Annotated in this window: 17 protein-coding genes; 15 read left to right on the top strand and 2 right to left on the bottom strand. The window is 30.0% G+C overall.

The genetic code is table 11. The features are described from left to right. Positions 1 to 22: 22 nt before the first annotated feature. A complete protein-coding gene (locus BT107_RS10510; RefSeq protein WP_072303811.1) occupies positions 23 to 3538 on the bottom strand; it encodes a TraB/GumN family protein in 3516 nt (1171 codons plus the stop codon). Between the two features lie 207 nt (positions 3539 to 3745). On the opposite strand from BT107_RS10510, the gene hemH reads away from it, so the two are divergent. From hemH to BT107_RS10585, 15 genes are all read left to right on the top strand, one after another. Further along, positions 3746 to 4777 (top strand): ferrochelatase, encoded by a 1032-nt coding sequence (gene hemH / locus BT107_RS10515; RefSeq protein WP_072303729.1) that lies wholly within the window; start codon positions 3746 to 3748, stop codon positions 4775 to 4777. A gap of 20 nt (positions 4778 to 4797) precedes the next feature. Next, positions 4798 to 5349, top strand: a complete 552-nt coding sequence (locus tag BT107_RS10520; protein WP_072303730.1) for a CopD family protein — start codon at positions 4798 to 4800, stop codon at positions 5347 to 5349. A gap of 75 nt (positions 5350 to 5424) precedes the next feature. Beyond that, positions 5425 to 8559 (top strand): WD40/YVTN/BNR-like repeat-containing protein, encoded by a 3135-nt coding sequence (locus tag BT107_RS10525; protein ID WP_072303731.1) that lies wholly within the window; start codon positions 5425 to 5427, stop codon positions 8557 to 8559. A gap of 275 nt (positions 8560 to 8834) precedes the next feature. Beyond that, positions 8835 to 11543, top strand: coding sequence for a TrlF family AAA-like ATPase (locus BT107_RS10530; protein ID WP_072303732.1), 2709 nt, complete (start codon positions 8835 to 8837; stop codon positions 11541 to 11543). A gap of 220 nt (positions 11544 to 11763) precedes the next feature. Continuing rightward, on the top strand, positions 11764 to 11961 hold the full coding sequence (locus BT107_RS10535) for a hypothetical protein (protein WP_072303733.1): 198 nt from the start codon (positions 11764 to 11766) through the stop codon (positions 11959 to 11961). A 465-nt stretch (positions 11962 to 12426) separates the two neighbouring features. After that, positions 12427 to 12912 (top strand): hypothetical protein, encoded by a 486-nt coding sequence (locus tag BT107_RS10540; protein WP_170854727.1) that lies wholly within the window; start codon positions 12427 to 12429, stop codon positions 12910 to 12912. 92 nt (positions 12913 to 13004) lie between these two features. Further along, positions 13005 to 13709: a hypothetical protein gene (locus BT107_RS10545; RefSeq protein WP_072303735.1), complete on the top strand. Its 705-nt coding sequence runs from the start codon at positions 13005 to 13007 to the stop codon at positions 13707 to 13709. 396 nt (positions 13710 to 14105) lie between these two features. Next, a complete protein-coding gene (locus tag BT107_RS10550) occupies positions 14106 to 14942 on the top strand; it encodes an SH3 domain-containing protein (RefSeq protein ID WP_072303736.1) in 837 nt (278 codons plus the stop codon). A gap of 45 nt (positions 14943 to 14987) precedes the next feature. Further along, positions 14988 to 15893, top strand: a complete 906-nt coding sequence (locus BT107_RS10555) for a hypothetical protein (protein ID WP_072303737.1) — start codon at positions 14988 to 14990, stop codon at positions 15891 to 15893. 104 nt (positions 15894 to 15997) lie between these two features. Further along, on the top strand, positions 15998 to 16891 hold the full coding sequence (locus tag BT107_RS10560; protein ID WP_072303738.1) for a carboxypeptidase-like regulatory domain-containing protein: 894 nt from the start codon (positions 15998 to 16000) through the stop codon (positions 16889 to 16891). A 149-nt stretch (positions 16892 to 17040) separates the two neighbouring features. Then, positions 17041 to 17295 carry a hypothetical protein gene (locus BT107_RS10565; protein ID WP_072303739.1) on the top strand — a complete coding sequence of 85 codons (255 nt, stop codon included), beginning with the start codon at positions 17041 to 17043 and terminating at the stop codon, positions 17293 to 17295. 91 nt (positions 17296 to 17386) lie between these two features. Further along, positions 17387 to 17944 carry a hypothetical protein gene (locus BT107_RS10570; RefSeq protein WP_072303740.1) on the top strand — a complete coding sequence of 186 codons (558 nt, stop codon included), beginning with the start codon at positions 17387 to 17389 and terminating at the stop codon, positions 17942 to 17944. After that, positions 17937 to 18482 carry a hypothetical protein gene (locus BT107_RS10575; RefSeq protein ID WP_072303741.1) on the top strand — a complete coding sequence of 182 codons (546 nt, stop codon included), beginning with the start codon at positions 17937 to 17939 and terminating at the stop codon, positions 18480 to 18482. The genes BT107_RS10570 and BT107_RS10575 overlap by 8 nt, the downstream gene beginning before the upstream one ends. A gap of 76 nt (positions 18483 to 18558) precedes the next feature. After that, positions 18559 to 19128 (top strand): pentapeptide repeat-containing protein, encoded by a 570-nt coding sequence (locus BT107_RS10580; protein WP_072303742.1) that lies wholly within the window; start codon positions 18559 to 18561, stop codon positions 19126 to 19128. A gap of 65 nt (positions 19129 to 19193) precedes the next feature. Next, a complete protein-coding gene (locus BT107_RS10585; RefSeq protein ID WP_072303743.1) occupies positions 19194 to 19544 on the top strand; it encodes a hypothetical protein in 351 nt (116 codons plus the stop codon). A 2-nt stretch (positions 19545 to 19546) separates the two neighbouring features. Here the strand turns inward: BT107_RS10585 and BT107_RS10590 are convergent, their stop codons facing one another. After that, on the bottom strand, positions 19547 to 21400 hold the full coding sequence (locus BT107_RS10590; RefSeq protein ID WP_072303744.1) for a DUF3413 domain-containing protein: 1854 nt from the start codon (positions 21398 to 21400) through the stop codon (positions 19547 to 19549). Positions 21401 to 21456: the final 56 nt, after the last annotated feature.

Consider the following 21456-nt stretch of genomic DNA (forward strand, 5'->3'; position numbering starts at 1 on the left):
CGTCATCAAAAATAATCAAAAATTAATTGTTGTAAAGCCTGTAGTTGCCGTGATACGCATTGGGTTTAAATACCGCAGCTCTTTTTCTATCTTTTAAAATAAACCCATCTATAGCCATATCTAACAATTCTTGTTCGGTATAAATATCTTCCATAGAAATTCCGTTGTTTTGATAAAATGGCTTACCGCCTATCTTGGCATCTTTTGGATATACTATTAGGTATAATTTAGAAGCGTTATCATAAATACTTTCCTGGATAAACTTATAAAAATAACCAACGTAGTTCTTGCCTCTGTACTCTATATCTTGTTTCTGTATATAGCTTACTTTATACTTATTGGTATTATTTATATTTCGCCAGTATACTATACTCTCTCCAAGACTTTCTTCTGTATAAAAGTCTTTAGGAAAAATCTGTAATTTCTTTGCCACTTTTAACTTTTCAAAAAGTAATTTTCTGGTTTTGGCATCAGCTGCCAAAGAATATAAAATACCGTTTGGTATGACTGAGTTTGATCTAGCCAACAGAGCAACATATGTAGTTTTTACTGCAGCATCCTTACTTAACAACAACTTTGTGTAAAACCATTGAACTTCTTTTTCTTTACGAAACGGGAATAGCAAAATAGTATAGTCTTCCAGTATATTATAAGTTACATTTCTATTAGAATAACTTCTATTGTTAGTTTTATTTTTATCTTTTCCTAAGTGTCTTTTAAGTTGAATTTTAGCATCATTTAAAATCTGTTTCTTATATTTTTTATAACTATTAGATTTTAAATATCCGTGCAATTGCAAACGTGCCAAGAGTGAAAAAATAGGCTCTTTATATTCTTCTATAGCGCTATATTCTAAAATCTCTGGAAACAGATGTTTTGCCAAAGACAAACTATCTACATAAGGTTTAAAAATACTGTTAATAGCAAAACTGTTACTAACCAAAGGCAAGTCTTTAGACATTAGACCTAGCAACTCATTTATAGAAGCTTCATTGGCCTTAGAGGAAACCGCTTGCAATATCGTTGTCTGTGCATTAGAGTTATTATAAGAATCTTCATAAAAGTTAGAAAAGAAAGGCACAACCTTTGGACTCCTTAATTTGCCCATTTGTTGTATTAAATGAGCCTGAACAAATTTTTGATCTTCTTTAAACTTAAAATTAGCAATATAATACTCAAGAGAATCTAAATGTTTATTTTCAAAATTTATATAGCTATAACCTTTTAAAACAATACTATCGCTATTACGTAAAGCAGCAAAAAAATCAGCTGTTTTATCATCTAAAAAAGACCTACCAATAACAGTGTCTTTAGGTTTAAAATTACTTAAAAACTCAGTTACAAACTTGCTTGGTTTTTCATCTGCATCAACAGCAGTTTTAATCTCATACAACAAACCGTCTTTAGAAACATTCCTTACCAAAATACCTCTTGTACTTGCCGTATCTGCTAAAACAAGTTGTAACTGATTGTAACCATCTGGAGTAACAGAACGTTCTTCATTTGTAATTATAAAACTATCATTTGCATATATTTTTTTTCGCAAAGTCCATAGAGAATCTATACTGGGTAACATTAAAAAATCGTGTGCTTTGTGCGCAGATACACGTATTACTTCACCATTACTATTTTCATAAAGATTGGTTTTCTTATATGCCTCATAACTTTTTGGCTTTTTACCTCCTACCCTATAATTGTAATTATTTATTGAAAAACTAGGTGGCTTAACTGTTGTTTTTGTTGTAAAATACAAGGCCGTATCTTTTACCGTAACAAACTCTTTTTTATAACTAGGAGGTGTTATTTTAAGCGAATTAAAATAGGTTTTTGCAGTAACAGAATCTTTACCTACCATTCCTAATAAGTAGTAATTAACACCATTAATAACCGATTTTAAATACACTTTTTTACCCGCAACAGAGTCTAATATAGCACTAGATGTAAGCGCTTTATTCTCTATAACATTATATTTTGGTTTTATTTTTAGGTCTTGATAAAAACGTTTTTGAATTTGGTTTAACTCAAACGTATCTTCTTCAATAAAACGTAAATCGTTCTGCGTTACTCTTCTTAGAAAAAAGTAATTATCTTTTTTTACATCTACACCTTGTACTAGCCTATTTCCTTTTCTATACTTATTTGTAAACGTATAATTAGATGGCATTTCAACTGAAAAATCTTTAAATCCAGAAATAACGTTTACCTTTTTAAAAAGGTCTTTTTTAAATGATATGGCATTAAATATAGTATCTGAATATTGCTGAACGTAAGTACCCTCACCTCCCATTTTAAAAATAATAATTTCTAAAGGAGTGATGTAAATTTGATATCGTTGATGATCTCCATTCTTAAGCAAATTCTTAATCTCTATAAAAGGAACACTATCCTTTTCTTTTTTACTTTTTTCTAAAATTTTACCTGGAATATTTTCAAACAATAGCTCATCAATCTTTTTAAAGTCAAAACTTCTATCTTTTTTTAAGTACGAAAAAGTAGGCACACGGGTAATCATTACATAACTACCATTTGCAAGATCTGGAACAATATAACTTGTTGTATTTCTATCTCCTACAGGATACAATTTATTTGGCAGTAAAGCCGTAAAAACAGCATCGTCAGGAGACTGCTCTATATATGTATTTGACTTAAATGTTTTTTCAATTTTCTCCTTTAGTTGCTTCCCTTTTACACCTGCTCTAGAAGTTAGTGGTTTTACAGTATACCCTTTGGAACGCAGTAAAGCAATAACACCATTTTTACCTGGTAAATGTGCAGCTCCTATACCAGTAAAAACTTTATTATTAGGTAATAGAGAATCTAGCTTTTTAACCATATTCTCGTTTCTAATGTAAAGCATATTTTTAAGATAATGGTCGGTATATATTCCAGAATCTAAAGAATCAATTAAGTTTATATTTCGCTGTCTGTATGCATCTTGCAATAGAAAACCCATACCTTTTTGCTGCATCTTTTTTAGCAACCAATCGTCTGGTTTTTCTTTCATAGAGTTAAGACCAGCTCTACCTACAAGCGTAGAAGATTCTTCTAAATCTTCTAAAGCAACAATCTGTTTATTAAATTTTTGTCCCGCTTGGTATATAAACATATCCAAATAAGTTTCTTCTTCAAAATCTTGGTTGCTAGAGTTAGTTCTATACAACAATCCATTAAGTACTCTATCTTCCAAAGACAAGAAAGCACCCAAATCTTCGGTTTGCGGATTATTCATTAAAAAAGACTTAGAATAAAAGCCATCTGGAACATAACTATATCTAGAGGTTTTATTTTCTTTTAAATCTTCTTCTAGCCAAGTTGCCGGATCAGATTCTAACGCCACAATATCACTCTTTAATAAAGACTCATAAAAAACATCGTCTAACCTAAAAGCAACCTTTTTACTTACGTGCATTGTTCCGTATACATAAGATGTTTGCTTTAATCCGTTACCAGAAATTTCCCAAAGCAAGCTATTTTCTTCTTGTGCCCTTGCAGATAAAAAAGAAAAAACCAGTAAAACAGAACAAATTAAAATGCGCATAAACATTTATTTTTTTATAAAATAACAACGTAAAATTCTTACGTAAGTTGCATTAAAATAATTTGCTACAAAAAAAATAGCTACTAATTAACGTTACATTAGCAGATAAGACATTTTTAAAACTATTCAAGAATAAGTATAAATTATAGTCAAAAGTGTTAAAGTTGAGTTACAAGCCTTATTTTTGCACTTCTAAAAGATACAGTTGTGAAAGGAGTTTTATTAGTAAATTTAGGATCACCAGATAGTCCAACAGCTAAAGATGTTAAACCATATTTAGATGAGTTTTTAATGGACGAAAGAGTTATTGATGTACCTAATTGGCTACGTAATATTATTGTACGTGGAATTATTTTACGCACAAGACCTAAAAAATCTGCCGAAGCTTATAAAAAAATCTGGTGGGAAGAAGGTTCTCCACTAGTTGTAATCTCTGAACGTTTTAGCAAAAAAGTACAAGAACAAACTACAATGCCTGTAGCTCTTGGTATGCGTTATGGTAGTATGACTATTAAAAATGCATTACAAGAATTAAAAGATAAAGGTGTAGACGAGGTACTTTTAGTTCCTCTTTACCCACAATATGCAATGTCTTCTTTTGAAACCGTTGTTGTAAAAACGATGGAAGAAAAAGAACAACATTTTCCTGAAATGAAGATTACCACACTGCAAGCTTTTTACAAGAATGATGACTATATAAAAGTACTATCTGAAAGTATTGCAGAAAACTTAAAAGGATTTAATTACGATCACATTTTATTCTCTTACCACGGTATTCCTGAGCGTCATATTAGAAAATCTGATCCAACTAAGTTTCATTGTAAAATAGATGGTTCTTGCTGTAGTACAAACTCTGTTGCCCACAACACATGTTACCGTCACCAATGTTACGAAACAACTAAAAGAGTAACCAAGTTTTTAGGTATTCCAGAAGATAAAATAAGTGTTTCTTTTCAATCTCGTTTACCAAACGATCCTTGGTTAAAACCATATACAGATTTTGAGTTTGAACGTTTCCCTAAAGAAGGCAAAAAGAATTTAGCTGTTATTACACCTGCTTTTGTTGCAGATTGTTTAGAGACGCTAGAAGAAATTGCAATGGAAGGAAAAGAGCAATTTACAGAAGCTGGCGGTGTAGAGTACAAACATATTCCTTGTTTAAATACAGATGAAAACTGGGTTGCTGTTATGGCAGACTGGGTTAACAACTGGGAAAAAGATGGTGTTTTACCAAGCTAAACCCAATATTTAAAGCTAAAATGGAAGATTATTACTTGTATATAAAATCTCTTCACCTAATTTTTGTAATTACGTGGTTTGCTGGTTTATTTTATATACCAAGGCTATTTATTTACCATATTGAAGCTAGTTTTAAACCATCACCAGAAAAAGAAATATTAACAACACAGTTTAAAATAATGACCAAGCGTTTGTGGTACATTATTACTTGGCCATCTGCCATATTAGCTGTATTATTTGCGGTATTATTACTTGTAATTAACCCATCATTTTTACAACTGCCTTGGATGCATGTAAAACTTGGGTTTGTTTTTTTACTGATTTTATACCACCTAAAAAATCACCAAATAGTAAACCAATTACAAAAAGACCAAATAAGGTACAGCTCTAAATTTATGCGTATTTGGAATGAAGCCTCTACGCTTATTCTATTTTCGGTAGTGTTTTTAGTTATTGTTAGAAATGCTATTAATTGGATCTACGGCGTACTTGGAATTTTTGTCTTAGCTATGCTTTTAATGTTAGGTATAAAATTATACAAACGTATTAGAAACAAAAACCCTAACGCATAACCTCCTATTTTTTTAATTTCTTTGGTGAGTAGTTTTTCCCTATTTTTAGAAAGACTAATTACAACCAAGAACATTATGAAACTCACTTACCTAAAAAACAGCACACTCTTGTTGCTGCTTTTCTGTATTACCCAAATTTCTTTTGCTCAAAAAAGAAAACAAAAATCTACAACAGACCAATATCCAGAAGCTTTATACAGCAGTATGGAATACCGCTTAATTGGCCCTTTTAGAGGTGGTAGATCTGCAGCTGTAACTGGCGTGCCAAATAAACCAAACTTATTTTATTTTGGTGCCACAGGTGGTGGTGTCTGGAAAACTGAAGATGGCGGCAGAAGCTGGGGAAATATTTCTGATGGTTTTTTTGGAGGAAGCATTGGCGCCATAGAAGTTGCACAAAGCGACCCAAATATTATTTATGCAGGTGGAGGAGAAAAAACACTACGAGGCAATGTATCTTCTGGTTACGGAATCTGGAAAACTGAAGATGCAGGTAAAACTTGGATACCTGCTGGTTTAAGTAAAAGCAGACACATACCACGTATAAAAATTGATCCTAAAAACCCTAACATTGTTTACGCTGCAGTTTTAGGTAACATATACAAGCCTACAGAAGAACGTGGTGTTTATAAAAGTACAGATGGCGGTAAAACGTGGCGCAAAACACTATTTGTTAATAGCAATGCAGGCGCTGTAGATTTAACATTAGACCCAAACAACCCTCGTGTTTTATATGCATCTACGTGGCGTGCAAAAAGAACTCCATACAGCTTAAGCAGTGGTGGTGATGGTTCTGCTTTGTGGAAAAGCACAGATAGCGGAGAAAGCTGGACAGAAATCTCTAAAAACGAAGGTTTTCCTAAAGATACATTGGGGATTATTGGCGTTACTGTTTCGCCTAAAAACTCAGAACGTGTATGGGCTATTGTAGAAAACAAAGAAAAAGGCGGCCTATACCGTAGTGATGATGGTGGTAAAAAATGGACCCAAGTAAACCAAGAACGTAAATTAAGACAACGTGCTTGGTATTATACACGTTTGTATGCAGATACAGAAGATATAAATACTGTTTATGTACTTAACGTACAGTACCACAAATCTACAGATGGTGGTAAAACATTTAGCACATTTAATGCTCCACACGGAGACCACCATGATTTATGGATAGCTCCAGAAAACCCTAAGCGAATGATTATTGGTGACGATGGTGGCGCACAAATTACGTATGATGGTGGTGATACTTGGAGTACGTACAGCAACCAACCTACAGCACAGTTTTACAGAGTTACTACAGACAATGCATTTCCGTACAGAATTTATGCTGCACAGCAAGACAATTCTACCATACGTATAAACCACAGAAGTGATGGACGTTCTATTAGTGCTAATGATTGGGAGGAAACCGCAGGTGGCGAGTCGGCACATATTGCTGTAGACCCAACAAATAACGATATTGTTTACGGTGGTAGTTATGGCGGATTTTTAACTAGAAAAAACCATAAAACAGGTACAACAAGAGCTATAAATGTATGGCCAGACAATCCTATGGGATATGGTGCAGATGGGATGAAATACCGTTTTCAATGGAACTTTCCTATACTATTTAGCAAACACAACCCTAAAAAACTATACACCTTCTCTAACCACGTACACGTTACAGAAAATGAAGGTCAGTCTTGGAAATTATTAAGTGATGATTTAACTCGTAATGATGCTGATAAGCTAGTTTCTAGTGGCGGACCAATTACTCAAGACAATACAAGTGTAGAGTACTATTGTACCATTTTTGCAGCTAATGAGAGTCCGCTTAAAGAAGGCTTACTTTGGGTTGGTAGTGATGATGGCTTGGTACACGTATCTAAAAACGGTGGCGAAACTTGGGAGAATGTTACACCTAAAAATATGCCCGAATGGTCTATGGTAAATAGCATAGAACCTTCTGCTTTTAATGAAGGTACTTGTTATGTAGCTGCTACAAAATACAAGTTGGGTGACTTTGCACCTTACCTATACAAGACTACAGATTACGGACAAACGTGGACAAAAATAACAAACGGTATAAACAACGAGCACTTTACACGTGTGGTGCGTGAAGATCCTAAACAAAAAGGATTGTTATACGCAGGTACAGAAACAGGAATGTATATTTCTTTTAACGATGGTGCTAGCTGGAAACCTTTTCAGTTAAACTTACCAATTGTACCCATAACAGATTTAACAATTAAAAACGATAATTTAATTGTTGCTACGCAAGGTAGAAGTTTATGGATTTTAGATGATTTGTCTGTATTGCATCAATTAGATGAAAATGCAAAAAACGCAACATCAATATTATACAAACCAAAAGATACTTATAGAACAAAAGGTGGCAGCAGTAGTAAGCCTTCAAAAACAGCCGGAAGCAATCATCCAAACGGAGTAATTACTCATTTTTACCTTAATCAGCTTAAAGAAAAAGACAGCGTTAAGCTTATCTACTTAAATAAAAAAGGAGATACTTTAGCTACGTTTAGCAACACTGCTAAAGAAAAAAACAAAAAACTAAAAGTTAAAGAAGGTGGCAATACGTTTGTTTGGGACACTCGCGGTAAAGGTGCAGAAAAACTAAAAGGAATGATTTTTTGGTGGGCTAGTTTTAACGGTCCAAAAGCAGTACCTGGAGATTACAACGTACAATTGGTAGTAAATGGCGCCACACAAAGCAAAGACTTTAGCATTGTACCAGACCCAAGAGCAGAAGCTAGCATTGCAGATATGCAAAAACAATACAATTTTATAACAGAGGTTAATGCTACGGTAAATAAAGCACATGCGTCTATTAAAAAAATGCGAAAAATTACAGCACAACTTGCTGCTTTTGAAAAACAATACAAGGATACTAAAGCAACAAAAGAATTGGTTAAAAAAGCCAAAACAATGCGAGAAAAGCTAGAGAATATAGAGAAAGAGCTGTACCAAACAAAAAACAGAAGTAATCAAGATCCGCTTAACTTTCCTATAAAATTAACCAACAAATTAGCGCATATAAACAGTTTAATTGGTTTGGACGATTTTCCGCCAACAGACCAAGATATTGCCGTTAAAAACGAGCTTACAGCTAAAATTAATAAGCAACTAACTTCTTTTAATAAGGTGTTAGATGATGAAATAACCGCTTTTAATACTGCCTTTAACAACCTAAAATTAAATTATTTGTTTGTTGAAAAGTAACGTGCTGCAACCGCAATGGAAAATAGAAAATAGAAAAAGTTAATTATGTATATAAAGAAGCCTCTTTTTAGAGGCTTTTTTGGTTATAGATTTGTATGATAAAAATTAGGAGTTAAACAATTACGCATTTCCGTAATTGTAGTACAAAAAATGTTTTTATATTGTAAGAAAAATAATAGCTAGAAGTGTAAAACGTACGTTTACACAATCCTATTGGCGAAATAAACGCAATAAATTGCGTTTATTAACTAGTTGTGTACCATACAAAAAAAACTATGTCAGAAACAAAATTATCAAGAGGTTCAGTTTGGGCAAAATGGGATTTACAAGTACAACCAGTATCTAACAATTGGCTTGGTAAAAATGATTCTGTAACATTAGAAAAAATACAAAAAAGCACACAAGAGTATCTAAAAATAGCAAAAGAAAACAATATTGAAGTAATTGGAATTACTGACCATAATTGTGGTTTAGCAATTGATTACGCTATTAACAATGACCAAAACATTAAAGTATTACCTGGAGTAGAATTAGACACAAGAGAAGGTTGGCATTTATTAGTTATTTTCAATGAAAACTATAAAGAAAAAATAGGTTTAGAGAAATGGAGTGAAGCTATTGAATATTTTCTTGCTAAAAACTGTAAAATAGATAGACCTTTTTTCAATTTAGATAATACACATAAAAAAATTGGATGCACTACAAAAGAGTTAATATCTGACATTTGGAACAATGATATTGGAATAGTTGTTTTTGCTCACAGTATGTCAAATGATGGTTTTTTTAAAAAATCTGATGTACAAGGAAGAAAAGAAATTATTGATTATTTAATAAATGGTAATATTTATTTTTCTTTCGAAATAAAAGAAAAATATGAACAAATTGAAGAAATCCAAAATAAAATTAAAGGTTGGTATCCAAAAAACCCACCCGAAATACCAATTTTAAGTTCATCAGATGCACACAAAGCGAGTGATGTAGGTTCTACATATTCTTTTATAAAAGCTAATAAAAATTATGAAGGATTAAAGCAGGTATTATTTGAACCTAAAGATAGATTATTCATTGGTGAAGAATTGAACGATAATAAAACTGATTATTCTGTTATAGAATCAGTAAAATTCATTGATGATAATTTTTTACCTCACGAAATTAAACTTAATCAAAATTTAGTTACTATTATTGGAGGAAAGTCAACAGGAAAATCACTTTTACTTAGAAGTATTGCTGAGACTATTGACCAAAAAGAAGTTATTGATAGACACAAGGAAGTTGGTTTAGATATTTATTCAAAAAAAATCAAAGGTTTTGAAGTAAAATGGCGTGATGGTCAAATAAGCAAACTAAACAATATTGAAAATCCTTCAAAAAAAATAATCTATATTCCTCAATCATATTTAAATAGGTTAGTTGAAAAAAATGAAGAACAAACTTCAATTGATGAAATAATTAAAAATGTACTGATTCAAGATGTTGATATTAAAAGTGCATTTGAAAATTTACAATCAAAAAACAATTCCTTAAATTCTAAGATTGCTAAAAACATTGAAGATTTAGAACAACAATACGATAATCTTATCGAACTCAATAAGTCTATTAAAAACATTGGAGATAAGAAAGGAATCGAAAGTGAAATCAAAAAAATTGAAAATTCTATTGCTGAAATCAAAACCAAATCTGGTTTAGACACAACAGAAATAGCTAATTACAATGATTTAATAAAAATTAAAGATGAACTTGTAAAAAGACAAGAACAAATTAATACTGATTTAGAATCTTTAAATTTATTAAAATCTGAGAATACCGAGATTATCAACAAACCCTCATTTAGTAGTGTTACTGAAAAAATAAAAGAGGAGTTAAACATAGAATTTGATAAAATTAAGACACTTTATATAAATGATTGGTTGTCTATTCTTAACAAGAAAATAATAGCACTAAATAAAGAAATAAATGAAATTACTATAAATCTATCTAAAACTGATAATGATTTAAAGCCATACTCTGGTAAACTAAATAACTCTAAAATTTTAAATAACTTAGAGCTAAATTTAGAAAAAGAGAAAAACAAATTAAACCGTATTTTAATTGAACAAAAAAAATTAGAAGACCTTAAAAAAGAAATTCTACTAATTATTGACAATCTTGCTGAATTTACAAAGAGTTTTTATAGTAACTTATTTGATGCTAAATCAATAATTATGAAACAAAACTTAATTAAAGATGAAATGGATTTTGAAATAGATATTCTTTTTAAAGAAAAAGCTTTTCATAATCAATTCGTTCAAGAAGTTTTTAATGGAACAAAATTATCAACTTACGTAAAGAGTAATAGTTTAAATATTGATAATTACAAATTTAAAAATATTGAACAATTTAAAACTGATGTTAAAAAACTAATATTAGACTTTTTAAATAAAAAAATAGAAACTGTCAAAAGGTATGATAGTCTTTCATCAACTTTAAAGGTGTTATTAAAAAATTGGTTCGTTTTTGATTTCAAATTGACAAGTGAAGGTGATAGATTTAATGAAATGTCAGCTGGAAAGAAAGCTTTCATATTATTGAAATTATTAATTGACTTAGATAAATCGAGTAAATACCCAATATTATTAGACCAACCAGAAGATGATTGGGATAATCGTTCTCTATATAGTCAATTACGAAAATTTATAAAAGAAAAAAAGAAAGAACGTCAAATTATTATAGTAACTCATAATCCAAATTTGGTTGTTGGTACTGATTCGGAACAAGTAATTATAGCTAATCAAAAAGGAAATTCTACACCAAATAATATATATCGTTTTGAGTATACATCTGGTGCTTTAGAAGAGACATCTATAAGACTTCAAGATAACAAAATACCGATATTAAATAGACAAGGAATAAAAGAACACGTTTGTGATATTTTAGAAGGTGGTGAAGTTGCTTTTAAGAAAAGAGAACAAAAATATGCAATAAGTACGGTACACAACAATGTATAAAAAACATAGGGCGTTTGTGCTAAACCGAATGGTCTGTGAGTATTAACAAAGTCCGCTAAATATAAAATTTGGCGTTTACAGTAGAAATGATAAAAGCAAAATATTTATATTTAGCTAAGTAATAAACCGAAACGAAAGTGCTTATCACCTGCCCTACGTTTCTTATACTTAACGTTGGCATTCATTGGCGGAACGAACTCAAAACAAAGAAATATTACTTATGAAATACAAAATTGGATTTAGATTAGATTGGTTTGAAATGGTATTTATTTTAATTATGGTATTTGTTGCTGGAGTTTTTGTTACCAGTCAAATGGATGATAAATTTATATATGTTGGTTTATTAATTATTGGAGCTGGTGGAATTTTAATTAAGAAAAGAGTGAAAATGCCTTTAAAGAATGGTAAACCTGAATAAAGAAGTGAATTGTGTGTTGGAGTAGCTCATTTAGCAGTTTAAAAATTTTAAAGGATGAATTTGAAGTTTAGATTATTTTTAGGAGTTATTGCTATGATTGTTTTTAGATATACCAATGGGAAGTATCTAAGAAATTGGATTTCTCGGAAGCAACACTTAAAAAAGAAAAAAATAACTGAATTTTTACCTTAATGCATAATTGCACACAACAATGGTAACCGTTGCACAAGTCTCTAATTTGGTAAAAAACGAATAGATATAAGCCTCTTTAAGAGGCTTTTTTATTACACTAGCACCAAAATATAAGTTTAGTAATACAACTATATATCACTTGGTTTGTACTACAAAAATAATTGCTATATTGTAAGAAAAATAACTAAACCATACTGCCATATGTACGTTTACATAACCCTATTGGCGAAATAAACGCAATAAATTGCGTTTATTAACTAGTTGTGTTTAATGTTGAAAAAACTGAAAATAAAAAATATAGTTCTAGAATCACTTTCTTTCATTCTTATACTATTTAGTATAGGAAAGTTTCAATATGCTTATCGCTCAAATGAGTATAATATATTGCTTAATACGAATATTGATAAAGTAGATAAACTAGATGTTGGAAATTTAAGTGACTTTTTGTTAGAGTCCTTTTGGTGGAAATTATTGTCTTTAGTAATTGTTTTCATTTCAATTGAAATTTTCAAATTATGGAGTAAAAATAAAACTGGGTTTTTAGAAACATTAATAGCATTTATACTAGTTTTTTTTCTATTTCCAATCGGATTTTTTGATTCTGGAAATACTAATGGTGTAATAAATCTAGTTGGAGATATTTTTAGCGATAACCTTAAAATAAAAATGTTAATCGCAGGTGTTTTTTGGCTTACAGTTGGAACAGTAATACTATGGAGAACTCTAAAAAACACTAAACACAACAATGCCTATAATTAATGTGGGGTTTCTGGTTTTACGCCAAGGTCTGTGTATATTTATGAGGTCGCCAAATCTTTTGATTTGGCTTTAGAACAAAAAAGATAAAACAAATGACAGATAACAATTTAAGTAAAAAGGTTAATTTTCTAATTTTCTATTCAATAATCAGTACAACATTCTTTTTATTATTTGTAGTGTATTTAAATATTCAAAAAAATAAAAATCTTGATGAGTTAACAGTTAAACGTATAAACATAGTGGATGAAACTGGAACGAATTTAAGAATGGTCATCAGCAATGAAGTTAGACAACACCCAGGAATCATTAATGGAGAAAAACTCAAACCACGAGAAAGACCGTCAGGAATGATTTTTTTTAATTCTGCTGGAGATGAATGCGGAGGATTAGTATATGACGGAAATAAGAATAACGCTGGGATGGTTTTATCAGTTGACAAATTTCGTGATGACCAAATTATGCAACTTCAGTATATGGAAAACACAAAAAACAATGCAAGAAAATATGGATTGCAATTATGGGATTACCCTAAAGAAAACACTAACCGAGAACGAAACAAAAGGTTTGAAAAATTAGACTCAATTAACGATAAACTTTTAAAGAAAAATGAATATCAAAAAATGAGACTTGACAGCTTATTAATGGAAGACAGACTATTTATAGGAAAAAATTTCAACAAAGATGTTGGACTATTCATTAATGATAAAACAGGAAATCCAAGAATCAAAATATACATTGATAATAATGATACGCCTAAAATTGAACTTTTAGATGTAAACGGAAAAACGATAGATTAACGTCACCTAACAAGACATATAATTGATGCGCTCCGGGACACTAATCATATACAAACACGTTGTAACACATTTGAAAAATAAAATCTACATACTATTAATTTTACTTGCATTTAGCTGTTCTGGGTCTAAAGAGAAAGAAACTGAACGGATTGAAATGCGGAATTTGACAGTTTTTGAACTAGACTATCAAAACAGTCCTGAAAAAATAAATACTGTTGCCAACACAACCTATAAACAATACTGACCTCAGAGCTTACTCCTATACTCCTATCCTCCTATCATTTAATTTTTTAATACCGAATATAAATTGAAAAACCACGAATATATATTGATCATTACTTTAGTATAAAATAATCTTAATATTTAGACTGTTAAAAATTTGAAAAGATTACAGTTATGATTAAGGGTACTCACATATTAAGTCTAGTGTTATTATTTGCTTTTTTTTCTTGTAAAAAACATATTAACCCACAAAAGAACCAGGCCAGTAATGAAAAAAAAATATTAGCAAACGATGAAGCTTCTATAATTAATGCGGCCAAAATAGCAACAAAAAACACAGTAGATTTAGACATAATATCTTCAAAAGGAGTATCTATTATGAGTAAGCATATAGTTACATTTGATTATGGTCATGATAATTTTTTAGATGCGCTAGTGTTTTGGGGGTTTAAAAACAACTCAGACAATTCATTTTATAAGTCAAAAATTTTATTCTTAAAAAATAACGGGAAAGAACTGATAGCTACAGACTCCTTAACTTATACAAGTAAATACATAATACCTTCCCAAAGCAAAAACTTTTACTCTAATAGAGGTGATGGTATTATAATTGAAAAATACTCTTCTGATGCTTACGGAAAACTATCGGATACTATTAGCAGCAGAGGAATAGTTATTTACCTTAGAAATTCATTATCCCTTGATCATATATCAACCAACGATATCAAGTTCAACTTTACAAGAACAAATCATTGGAAATACGTATCAGCAAAAAAAGGTCTTTATTGCAGAGATCAGCCTGGAAAAAAGGGAAAAGTAATTCATACATTAAATTACGGAGAAGCTGTAAACGTTATCCGAAGAACAAATAAAGAATTAACAATTTATAATGAGGATATAAATGAATACATTACTGGAGACTGGGTGTGTATAAAATTAAATACAAACAGTACATATGCTACTGAAGGTTATGTTTTTAATGGTTATTTAACAGACGATAATCCTAATTAAAACACAGTAATTAATTAAAGTTAGAACAATTTAAAAGCTAAAAATATGAATTTTAGAAAACACATATCAAAACTATATTTAATAGTTGTTTTATTTGCTTTATATTCTTGCAATAATAAAACTGAAGAACAACAACTTCAAATTAATAAGCTACAAAAACAATTAACAGCAAAAGACTCTATTATTAATGTTATATCTGGAGATTTAGACAAATCGAACCATAAAATTGAAAATAGTAGCGCTGAAATTTTAACTTTAGAAAACCAAATTAATGCAGAAACTCTAATTAGTTTTACTGATGAATCTGCTCCAATTATAAATACCAAAAACTTTATAAAATTTGCTTTTAAATCTCATGATATCGAGAATACAAATATTATGTCAAGTATATGGTGGAAAGGAGCATTTATAAACAGCAAACAATTTGAAAAACCAAGGTTAGCACTAGACGAGTTTTCTATTATAAATTACATCTGGAGTAGTATAGATAGGAGTCCAGAAAACTTAAAAAAACTTATAACACCTAAAGAAAAACAAGTACTTTATTTAATATTTAAAAACAACAATTTATACAAAGAATCAGGTGCGTCGTCAATAGTAAAGGCCTTATTAACCGCTTATACTGAAGTAGAAAATAATGAATCTATAAGGTATGAAAATGATTTAACTAGTAAAATGTACTCTCAAGTCCAATATGCAGATAATTATTGGGATGTATATGAAGAAATTGAGAATACAATTAATGATTTTGCTAGCGAAGAGGTTAAAGGTATTTTGTCTGATGAAAATTACTCTCCTAAAAAAGGCCAAGAGAGTAAATTAAGCAACAGAGTGTTTTTTGTTTATTCATTTTGGATAAGAAGGTATAAAGAAAAGAATCAAACACTAGTTTATGAATTACTAAAAGAGCTTCACCAAAACGTATCTAATGAAAGCCCTAATTCTTTTTAAAATTTTAGTTAAATCTAGTTTTTTTGAACTTTTTAATAATATTTATGTATTACATTAGGCGCTTAACCTCTCTACTAACCGCATAGAGAACCGTTACTCAAAATATGAAAAACATACTTGTAATAATAGTTTTCTTTGTTTCTAACTTCTGTTTTGGTCAAATAAAGGCAGTGATATTTGACAAGGAAACTAAAGAAAAAATATCCTATGTTAACATTTGGATTGAAAATGAAAATATAGGAACTACTTCAAACGAAAACGGAGCGTTTTTCATTGACAATTCTAAAGGAGAAATTTTAGTGCTTTCGAGTTTAGGATATGAGACTATGAAAATCAATCTAAAAGAAGTGCCTTCTAAAATATTCTTAATTCCAAAATCCTATGAATTGGATGAAGTAATTGTTTCAACAAAAAAAGAAAGTAAAGAAAAAATAATTGGAGCATTTCAAGATTCTGAAATTGGATTTTACTACGCTACAGAAAAAAACCCTGAAATAAAAGCTAGATTATTTAATTATGATACATCTTATTCAGAAACACCTTTTTTAAAAAGTATAAAATTTAGAATTTTTAGTGACATTAAAAATGCGAAATTCAATATTAGGTTTTATTCAGTTGGAGACAATGGGCAACCTGATAAACCTATTTACGAAAAAAATATAATTGGAATTTCTAAAAAGGGAACGAAAAATTTGGAAATTGATTTATCGGACTTAAATATTTACTTTCCTGATAACGGACTCTTTGTAAGTTACGAATGGTTAATAATTGAAGAAAATGAATTTAATAGTTCGTTTCCAACCCAAGATTCTAATAAAAAAATTGAGAAAACACTTTATGAACCAAAAGTTGGACTTTTACCGGTTACAAAAAACACAAATAGTTGGCTGTATAAAAATGGGAAATGGGAAAAAGTAGATAAATTTAAAGGAAATAGTCCAAAACCGTATTTAGATAATTATGGGATTTTAGCAATTGAATTAACACTTACGAATTAAAAAATATTGTGGTTAACAATGTTTATAATTTATTGTTAGTTCTCGGCTACTTACGAATCCCGAAGCGTATGGACTCGCTGACTTTCTGCATATTATTTATTTGTTAACTTTAGTGCTTAAACTACATAAACACATTAGCACACATAAATATGAGTGAAATACTTAACAAAATTAAACTAGAAATTGATAACTACGCAAAGGACTCTAATTTAACTGAATTACAAATAGTTGAAAAATTAGAAAAACACTACTTTAATAAAAAAGTAAACGATAATTTAAAACTGTATAAAAAAGGGAAGAAAAAGGTAAGTGACATTACAAAGGATCTGAAAATATCTCCACGCAAATTTTATGCAATTTTAGAAAAGAAGAAAATAGAACACAAAAAGTACAATAAAGGCTAAAAAACTGAGAAAATATAGGAACCTAAAAAAATGTTGATTTAGTATACTTGCGTATTCTCAAAGTTTCTAAAGTTTAGAATAACAATACATAATGCCAGAAAACAAAACTATTTTTTATCAATCTAAAAAAGAAAAAGTTATACAAATACTTGTGTTTACTATTCTTCTGCTCTTTTTTATAGGGTTATCAATACTCTCTTTAATAATGTTTATGAGTTTTTTTGATGGCAAAACTATAACTGATATAAAATCTATATTTTTCTTAATATTTATGTCTATTATATTGCTTTCTCCTGTAGTAATTTCAATTTATTTAGTAATTGGAATATACTCTCAATTTAAACGAACTAAGGTAATATGTGAAATTGATAATAATAATATATATTTTTCTGATTACTCCATCTGGATAAAAAAACCAAGAACCATCCTTAAAAAAACCACAATTCCGATCACCGATATAAAAAGTGTAGAAACTAAAAAAGTACTTTTTGAAACAGTTCTAAAATTAGAGTTTACTCTAAATAAATATAACACGCTTAAAGGAGGAATAAACTCGTCTTTAAATAGAATCTCTGCTAAAGACAAAGAGTCTTTAGTAAGTAAAATTGAAGCAATACATAGTAACAAAAAGGATAGATTAAATGAGTGATAATCACACATCAATTGTTTCGGAAAAAACCAACATTAATAACACCAAAGAATTAGGTGAAAAAGTTCTACAGTTTTTAATTGAGAGAAAAATCATTGAAGAAAAACTAACTGATTGTACTTTAGGTGTTCTTGGTTACAAACCTGGCTCAAATTTCTTATCCGTACTAGAAAAACAAAATGGAGATTTCCTAAACTTAGGGGTAAATGGCCTGGAAGTTATAACCAAAAGAACGGTTTTTCATAGTAACGGAGAAAATCTAGAAGGTATTTATTGTCCAAATTGCAAACAAAATCAAATAGAAAAAAACTGGAGCAATGCACTAGACAGTTGGTATAACAAATCAAATTCAGACTTAATAAAATGCTCTAATTGCTCTTACGAAAACTCAATAACTAAATTCATTTTTGAGCCAAATTGGGCTTTTGGAGATTTCGGACTCGTTTTTTGGAATTGGGGCAAATTTAAAAATCAATTTTTTACAGATTTAGAAAAGGTAATCGGAACAGAAATAAAAGTTATTTACGGAAAGGTTTAATAAAAAAGTAAATACTTCTTTTTAAAGCTCACCATATCCAAAATTAATCTCTTTACTTTTACAACAATCAATAGATATGAACGCGTTAATATTAGACAAAACATTCACCAAAGAAGACTACAAAATAAACAGGTTAGCAATAGCAGAATATGACAGCTGTACATTTAAAGAGTGTATTTTTACTGAGTCGTTCTTATCTAATGTAAATTTTATAGGGTGTACGTTTATAGAGTGCGATTTTACCAATGCAAAAACCAAAAACACTTCTTTTAACAACGCAACATTTAACAACTGTAAACTATTAGGACTGCTATTTAATGGCTGTAATCCTTTTTTGCTATCATTTACCTTTACAGATTGTAATTTGCAGCTAGCATCGTTCTATAAGCTTACAATTAAAAAGACAGTATTTAAAAATTGTAATTTAGAACAGGTAGATTTTTCGCAGTGCAACCTAACGCAGAGTACTTTTGACAATTGCAATCTTAAAAATGCCACCTTTGATGATTCTAACATAGAAAAGGCCGACTTTAGAACCGCTTACGACTTTACAATAGACCCAGAAAACAACAAGATAAAGAACGCTAAGTTTTCTACAAACGGACTGGCTGGTTTACTACGCAAACACAAGATTAGCATTAGCTAAATTTAACATAACGGTTTTATTTGTAACTTGTTAAAATAATAATCCTTAAAAAGTTACATACAAATTTGGAGACTACTTGTTTAGAATGCGGGAAAAAGCTTGTTGGTAGAGCTGATAAAAAATTTTGCGAAGATTATTGTAGAAATGCATACAATAACAAAATTAACAAAGACAGCAAAAACCTAATAAGAAACATAAACAACAGACTACGTAAAAACTATAGAATTCTAGATAGTTTTACACTTACGGAAGGCAAAACCAAAACTACACGTACTAGGCTTATAGACAAAGGGTTTGACTTTGAGTTTATAACAAACACCTACACTACCAAAAAAGGAACTACTTATTTTTTTGTATACGACCTAGGCTACTTGCCTTTAGATAATGATTATTATATGATTGTAAAAAGAGAATAATCTTATTCCTTTTTCTCGTAAAACATATTAATTTGTTTCAATGCTTCTTTAATTACATCGTAATGTAATTCGGCATCCATCATTTCATTTAGTTCTAAATCTGTTACATCAAACAAACCAGTAGAATACACTTTTGTAATTCGGTCTTCTTCAATAATAGCATAATTATTATTGTATCCGCTTACAAACCAATCTCTATGTTTTAAATTGTATAAATCTTGCCCCATACTGTAATCTTCTATAGGATTTGTAACACCCATATAGTTTTTCATTAATGTTGGTACAACATCATAATGTAAAGATGTAGTTGTGTAACTTTTTGCTGCTTTAGAAGCATCAAAAACAAACATAGGAACTTGTATTTGGTATTTGGTAAAGTTACCACCGTGAGACCAATATCCCTTTTTGTTATCATCTAATTCTTGACCATGATCACCTGTAACCACTATAATAGTAGACTCTAATAAGTTCTTTTCTTCTAATGCCTTTAGTACATCACCAACTAAATCATCTATATAATATACTGCATTTTTATACCTATTAAAAAACATTGTATACTTTTCTTTATCGTTAGAATCTAACCCTAAATAGTTTACTTCTTTAGACGATGGTTTAAACTTAATATCGTAATCTTTAGGGTAGTCATAACCGTGAGCAGCATCATAAAACAGAAAGTCAAAAAAAGGTGTTTGTCCTTCTTTTTTATCAAGATTAGCAATCCATTCTTCAGTTATTTCAGCATCTCTTGCAGATGGTGAGTCACCGTTAGAAGACAATCTTAAATTAGGAACAGCACTAAAAACATTTTTATCAAAAGGAGGGTTTTGCACGTTGGCGCTACCGTAAATTCCAAGATCATAACCTTGCTTTAAAAACTCATCTATAAAAACAGGAGAGCGCTCTAACTTGGTAAATTGTTCCCAATACAAGCCTGTAAAGCCATAAAATAGAGAAAAAATACCACCATCTGTACCATTAGACCCACTAAAGTGCTTTTGAAATACCTGCGACTTTTTAGATAAATTGTACATATTTGGACTAACAATACTATCCATACAGTCAAAACGCCAAGAGTCTAAGGTTATAAAAAGTATATTCTTTTTAACTTCAGGAGCAACAGATTCTATTTTATGTAAAGGATATACAATAGAATTACTTGTTGTAATATTATATAAATCTCTGTTTTTAATAGCCTTTTCTGGATCTACCACATTAATTTTTGCTAAAAAACGTTTTGCAGTTAAAGGGTGAAAAAGAGGGTACACACTAGCAATTTGAGTTACCGGCCTATAGTAACTAGCATCTGCCCACATATACACCAAATGTGTACAAACAAGTGATGTAAAAAACACCACGCACATAAGCTTAATCCTTAAATTAAATTCTTTATTCACAATTAGCTTTCCTAAAAACAAAAATAAAAACTGAATCCCTATTAAAGCCAATACAGCTAGAATAACACTAAAAAAAGTGGTGTGTGAAAACTCAAATATATCTGTAGCTTTTTTTCCAAAAACCAACCTAAAAACAAAGGGAGATAAATGATATCTAAACTGACTAAAAACAATACTATCTAACTTTAAACCCAATAAGAATAAAGTAGACAACAGCACAAAAAAACCTTTGGTTAGCATCTTTTTCTTTGTAATAAAAAAGACCAATGCACTTAACAAAAACACAGGAGTTGTTAATAGAATAAAATGACTAACAGTAGATAGTACAACATATACTTTTGAAACAAAATAATCTGCAATTTCTACATATTTTAAATATGTTCCAGCAATTATAAAAACAATAATTAAGTTAAATAAAAAGGCAATGAATAATTGTTTGTAAAACTGTTTGTTATTTTTCATTCTCTGTAAGGTAAAACGCTTCTTTAGTGTTGTAAGATGCAAACTTAACAAAAATA

Source organism: Cellulophaga fucicola (genome assembly GCF_900119145.1).
Lineage (GTDB): Bacteria > Bacteroidota > Bacteroidia > Flavobacteriales > Flavobacteriaceae > Cellulophaga > Cellulophaga fucicola.

Coding starts and splice junctions, on each gene's coding strand:
- BT107_RS10510 (WP_072303811.1), bottom strand. CDS start 3,538: ATGCGCATTTTAATTTGTTCTGTTTTACTGGTTTTTTCTTTTTTATCT.
- BT107_RS10520 (WP_072303730.1), top strand. CDS start 4,798: ATGGAAGATTATTACTTGTATATAAAATCTCTTCACCTAATTTTTGTA.
- BT107_RS10525 (WP_072303731.1), top strand. CDS start 5,425: ATGAAACTCACTTACCTAAAAAACAGCACACTCTTGTTGCTGCTTTTC.
- BT107_RS10530 (WP_072303732.1), top strand. CDS start 8,835: ATGTCAGAAACAAAATTATCAAGAGGTTCAGTTTGGGCAAAATGGGAT.
- BT107_RS10535 (WP_072303733.1), top strand. CDS start 11,764: ATGAAATACAAAATTGGATTTAGATTAGATTGGTTTGAAATGGTATTT.
- BT107_RS10545 (WP_072303735.1), top strand. CDS start 13,005: ATGACAGATAACAATTTAAGTAAAAAGGTTAATTTTCTAATTTTCTAT.
- BT107_RS10550 (WP_072303736.1), top strand. CDS start 14,106: ATGATTAAGGGTACTCACATATTAAGTCTAGTGTTATTATTTGCTTTT.
- BT107_RS10555 (WP_072303737.1), top strand. CDS start 14,988: ATGAATTTTAGAAAACACATATCAAAACTATATTTAATAGTTGTTTTA.
- BT107_RS10560 (WP_072303738.1), top strand. CDS start 15,998: ATGAAAAACATACTTGTAATAATAGTTTTCTTTGTTTCTAACTTCTGT.
- BT107_RS10565 (WP_072303739.1), top strand. CDS start 17,041: ATGAGTGAAATACTTAACAAAATTAAACTAGAAATTGATAACTACGCA.
- BT107_RS10570 (WP_072303740.1), top strand. CDS start 17,387: ATGCCAGAAAACAAAACTATTTTTTATCAATCTAAAAAAGAAAAAGTT.
- BT107_RS10575 (WP_072303741.1), top strand. CDS start 17,937: ATGAGTGATAATCACACATCAATTGTTTCGGAAAAAACCAACATTAAT.
- BT107_RS10580 (WP_072303742.1), top strand. CDS start 18,559: ATGAACGCGTTAATATTAGACAAAACATTCACCAAAGAAGACTACAAA.
- BT107_RS10590 (WP_072303744.1), bottom strand. CDS start 21,400: ATGAAAAATAACAAACAGTTTTACAAACAATTATTCATTGCCTTTTTA.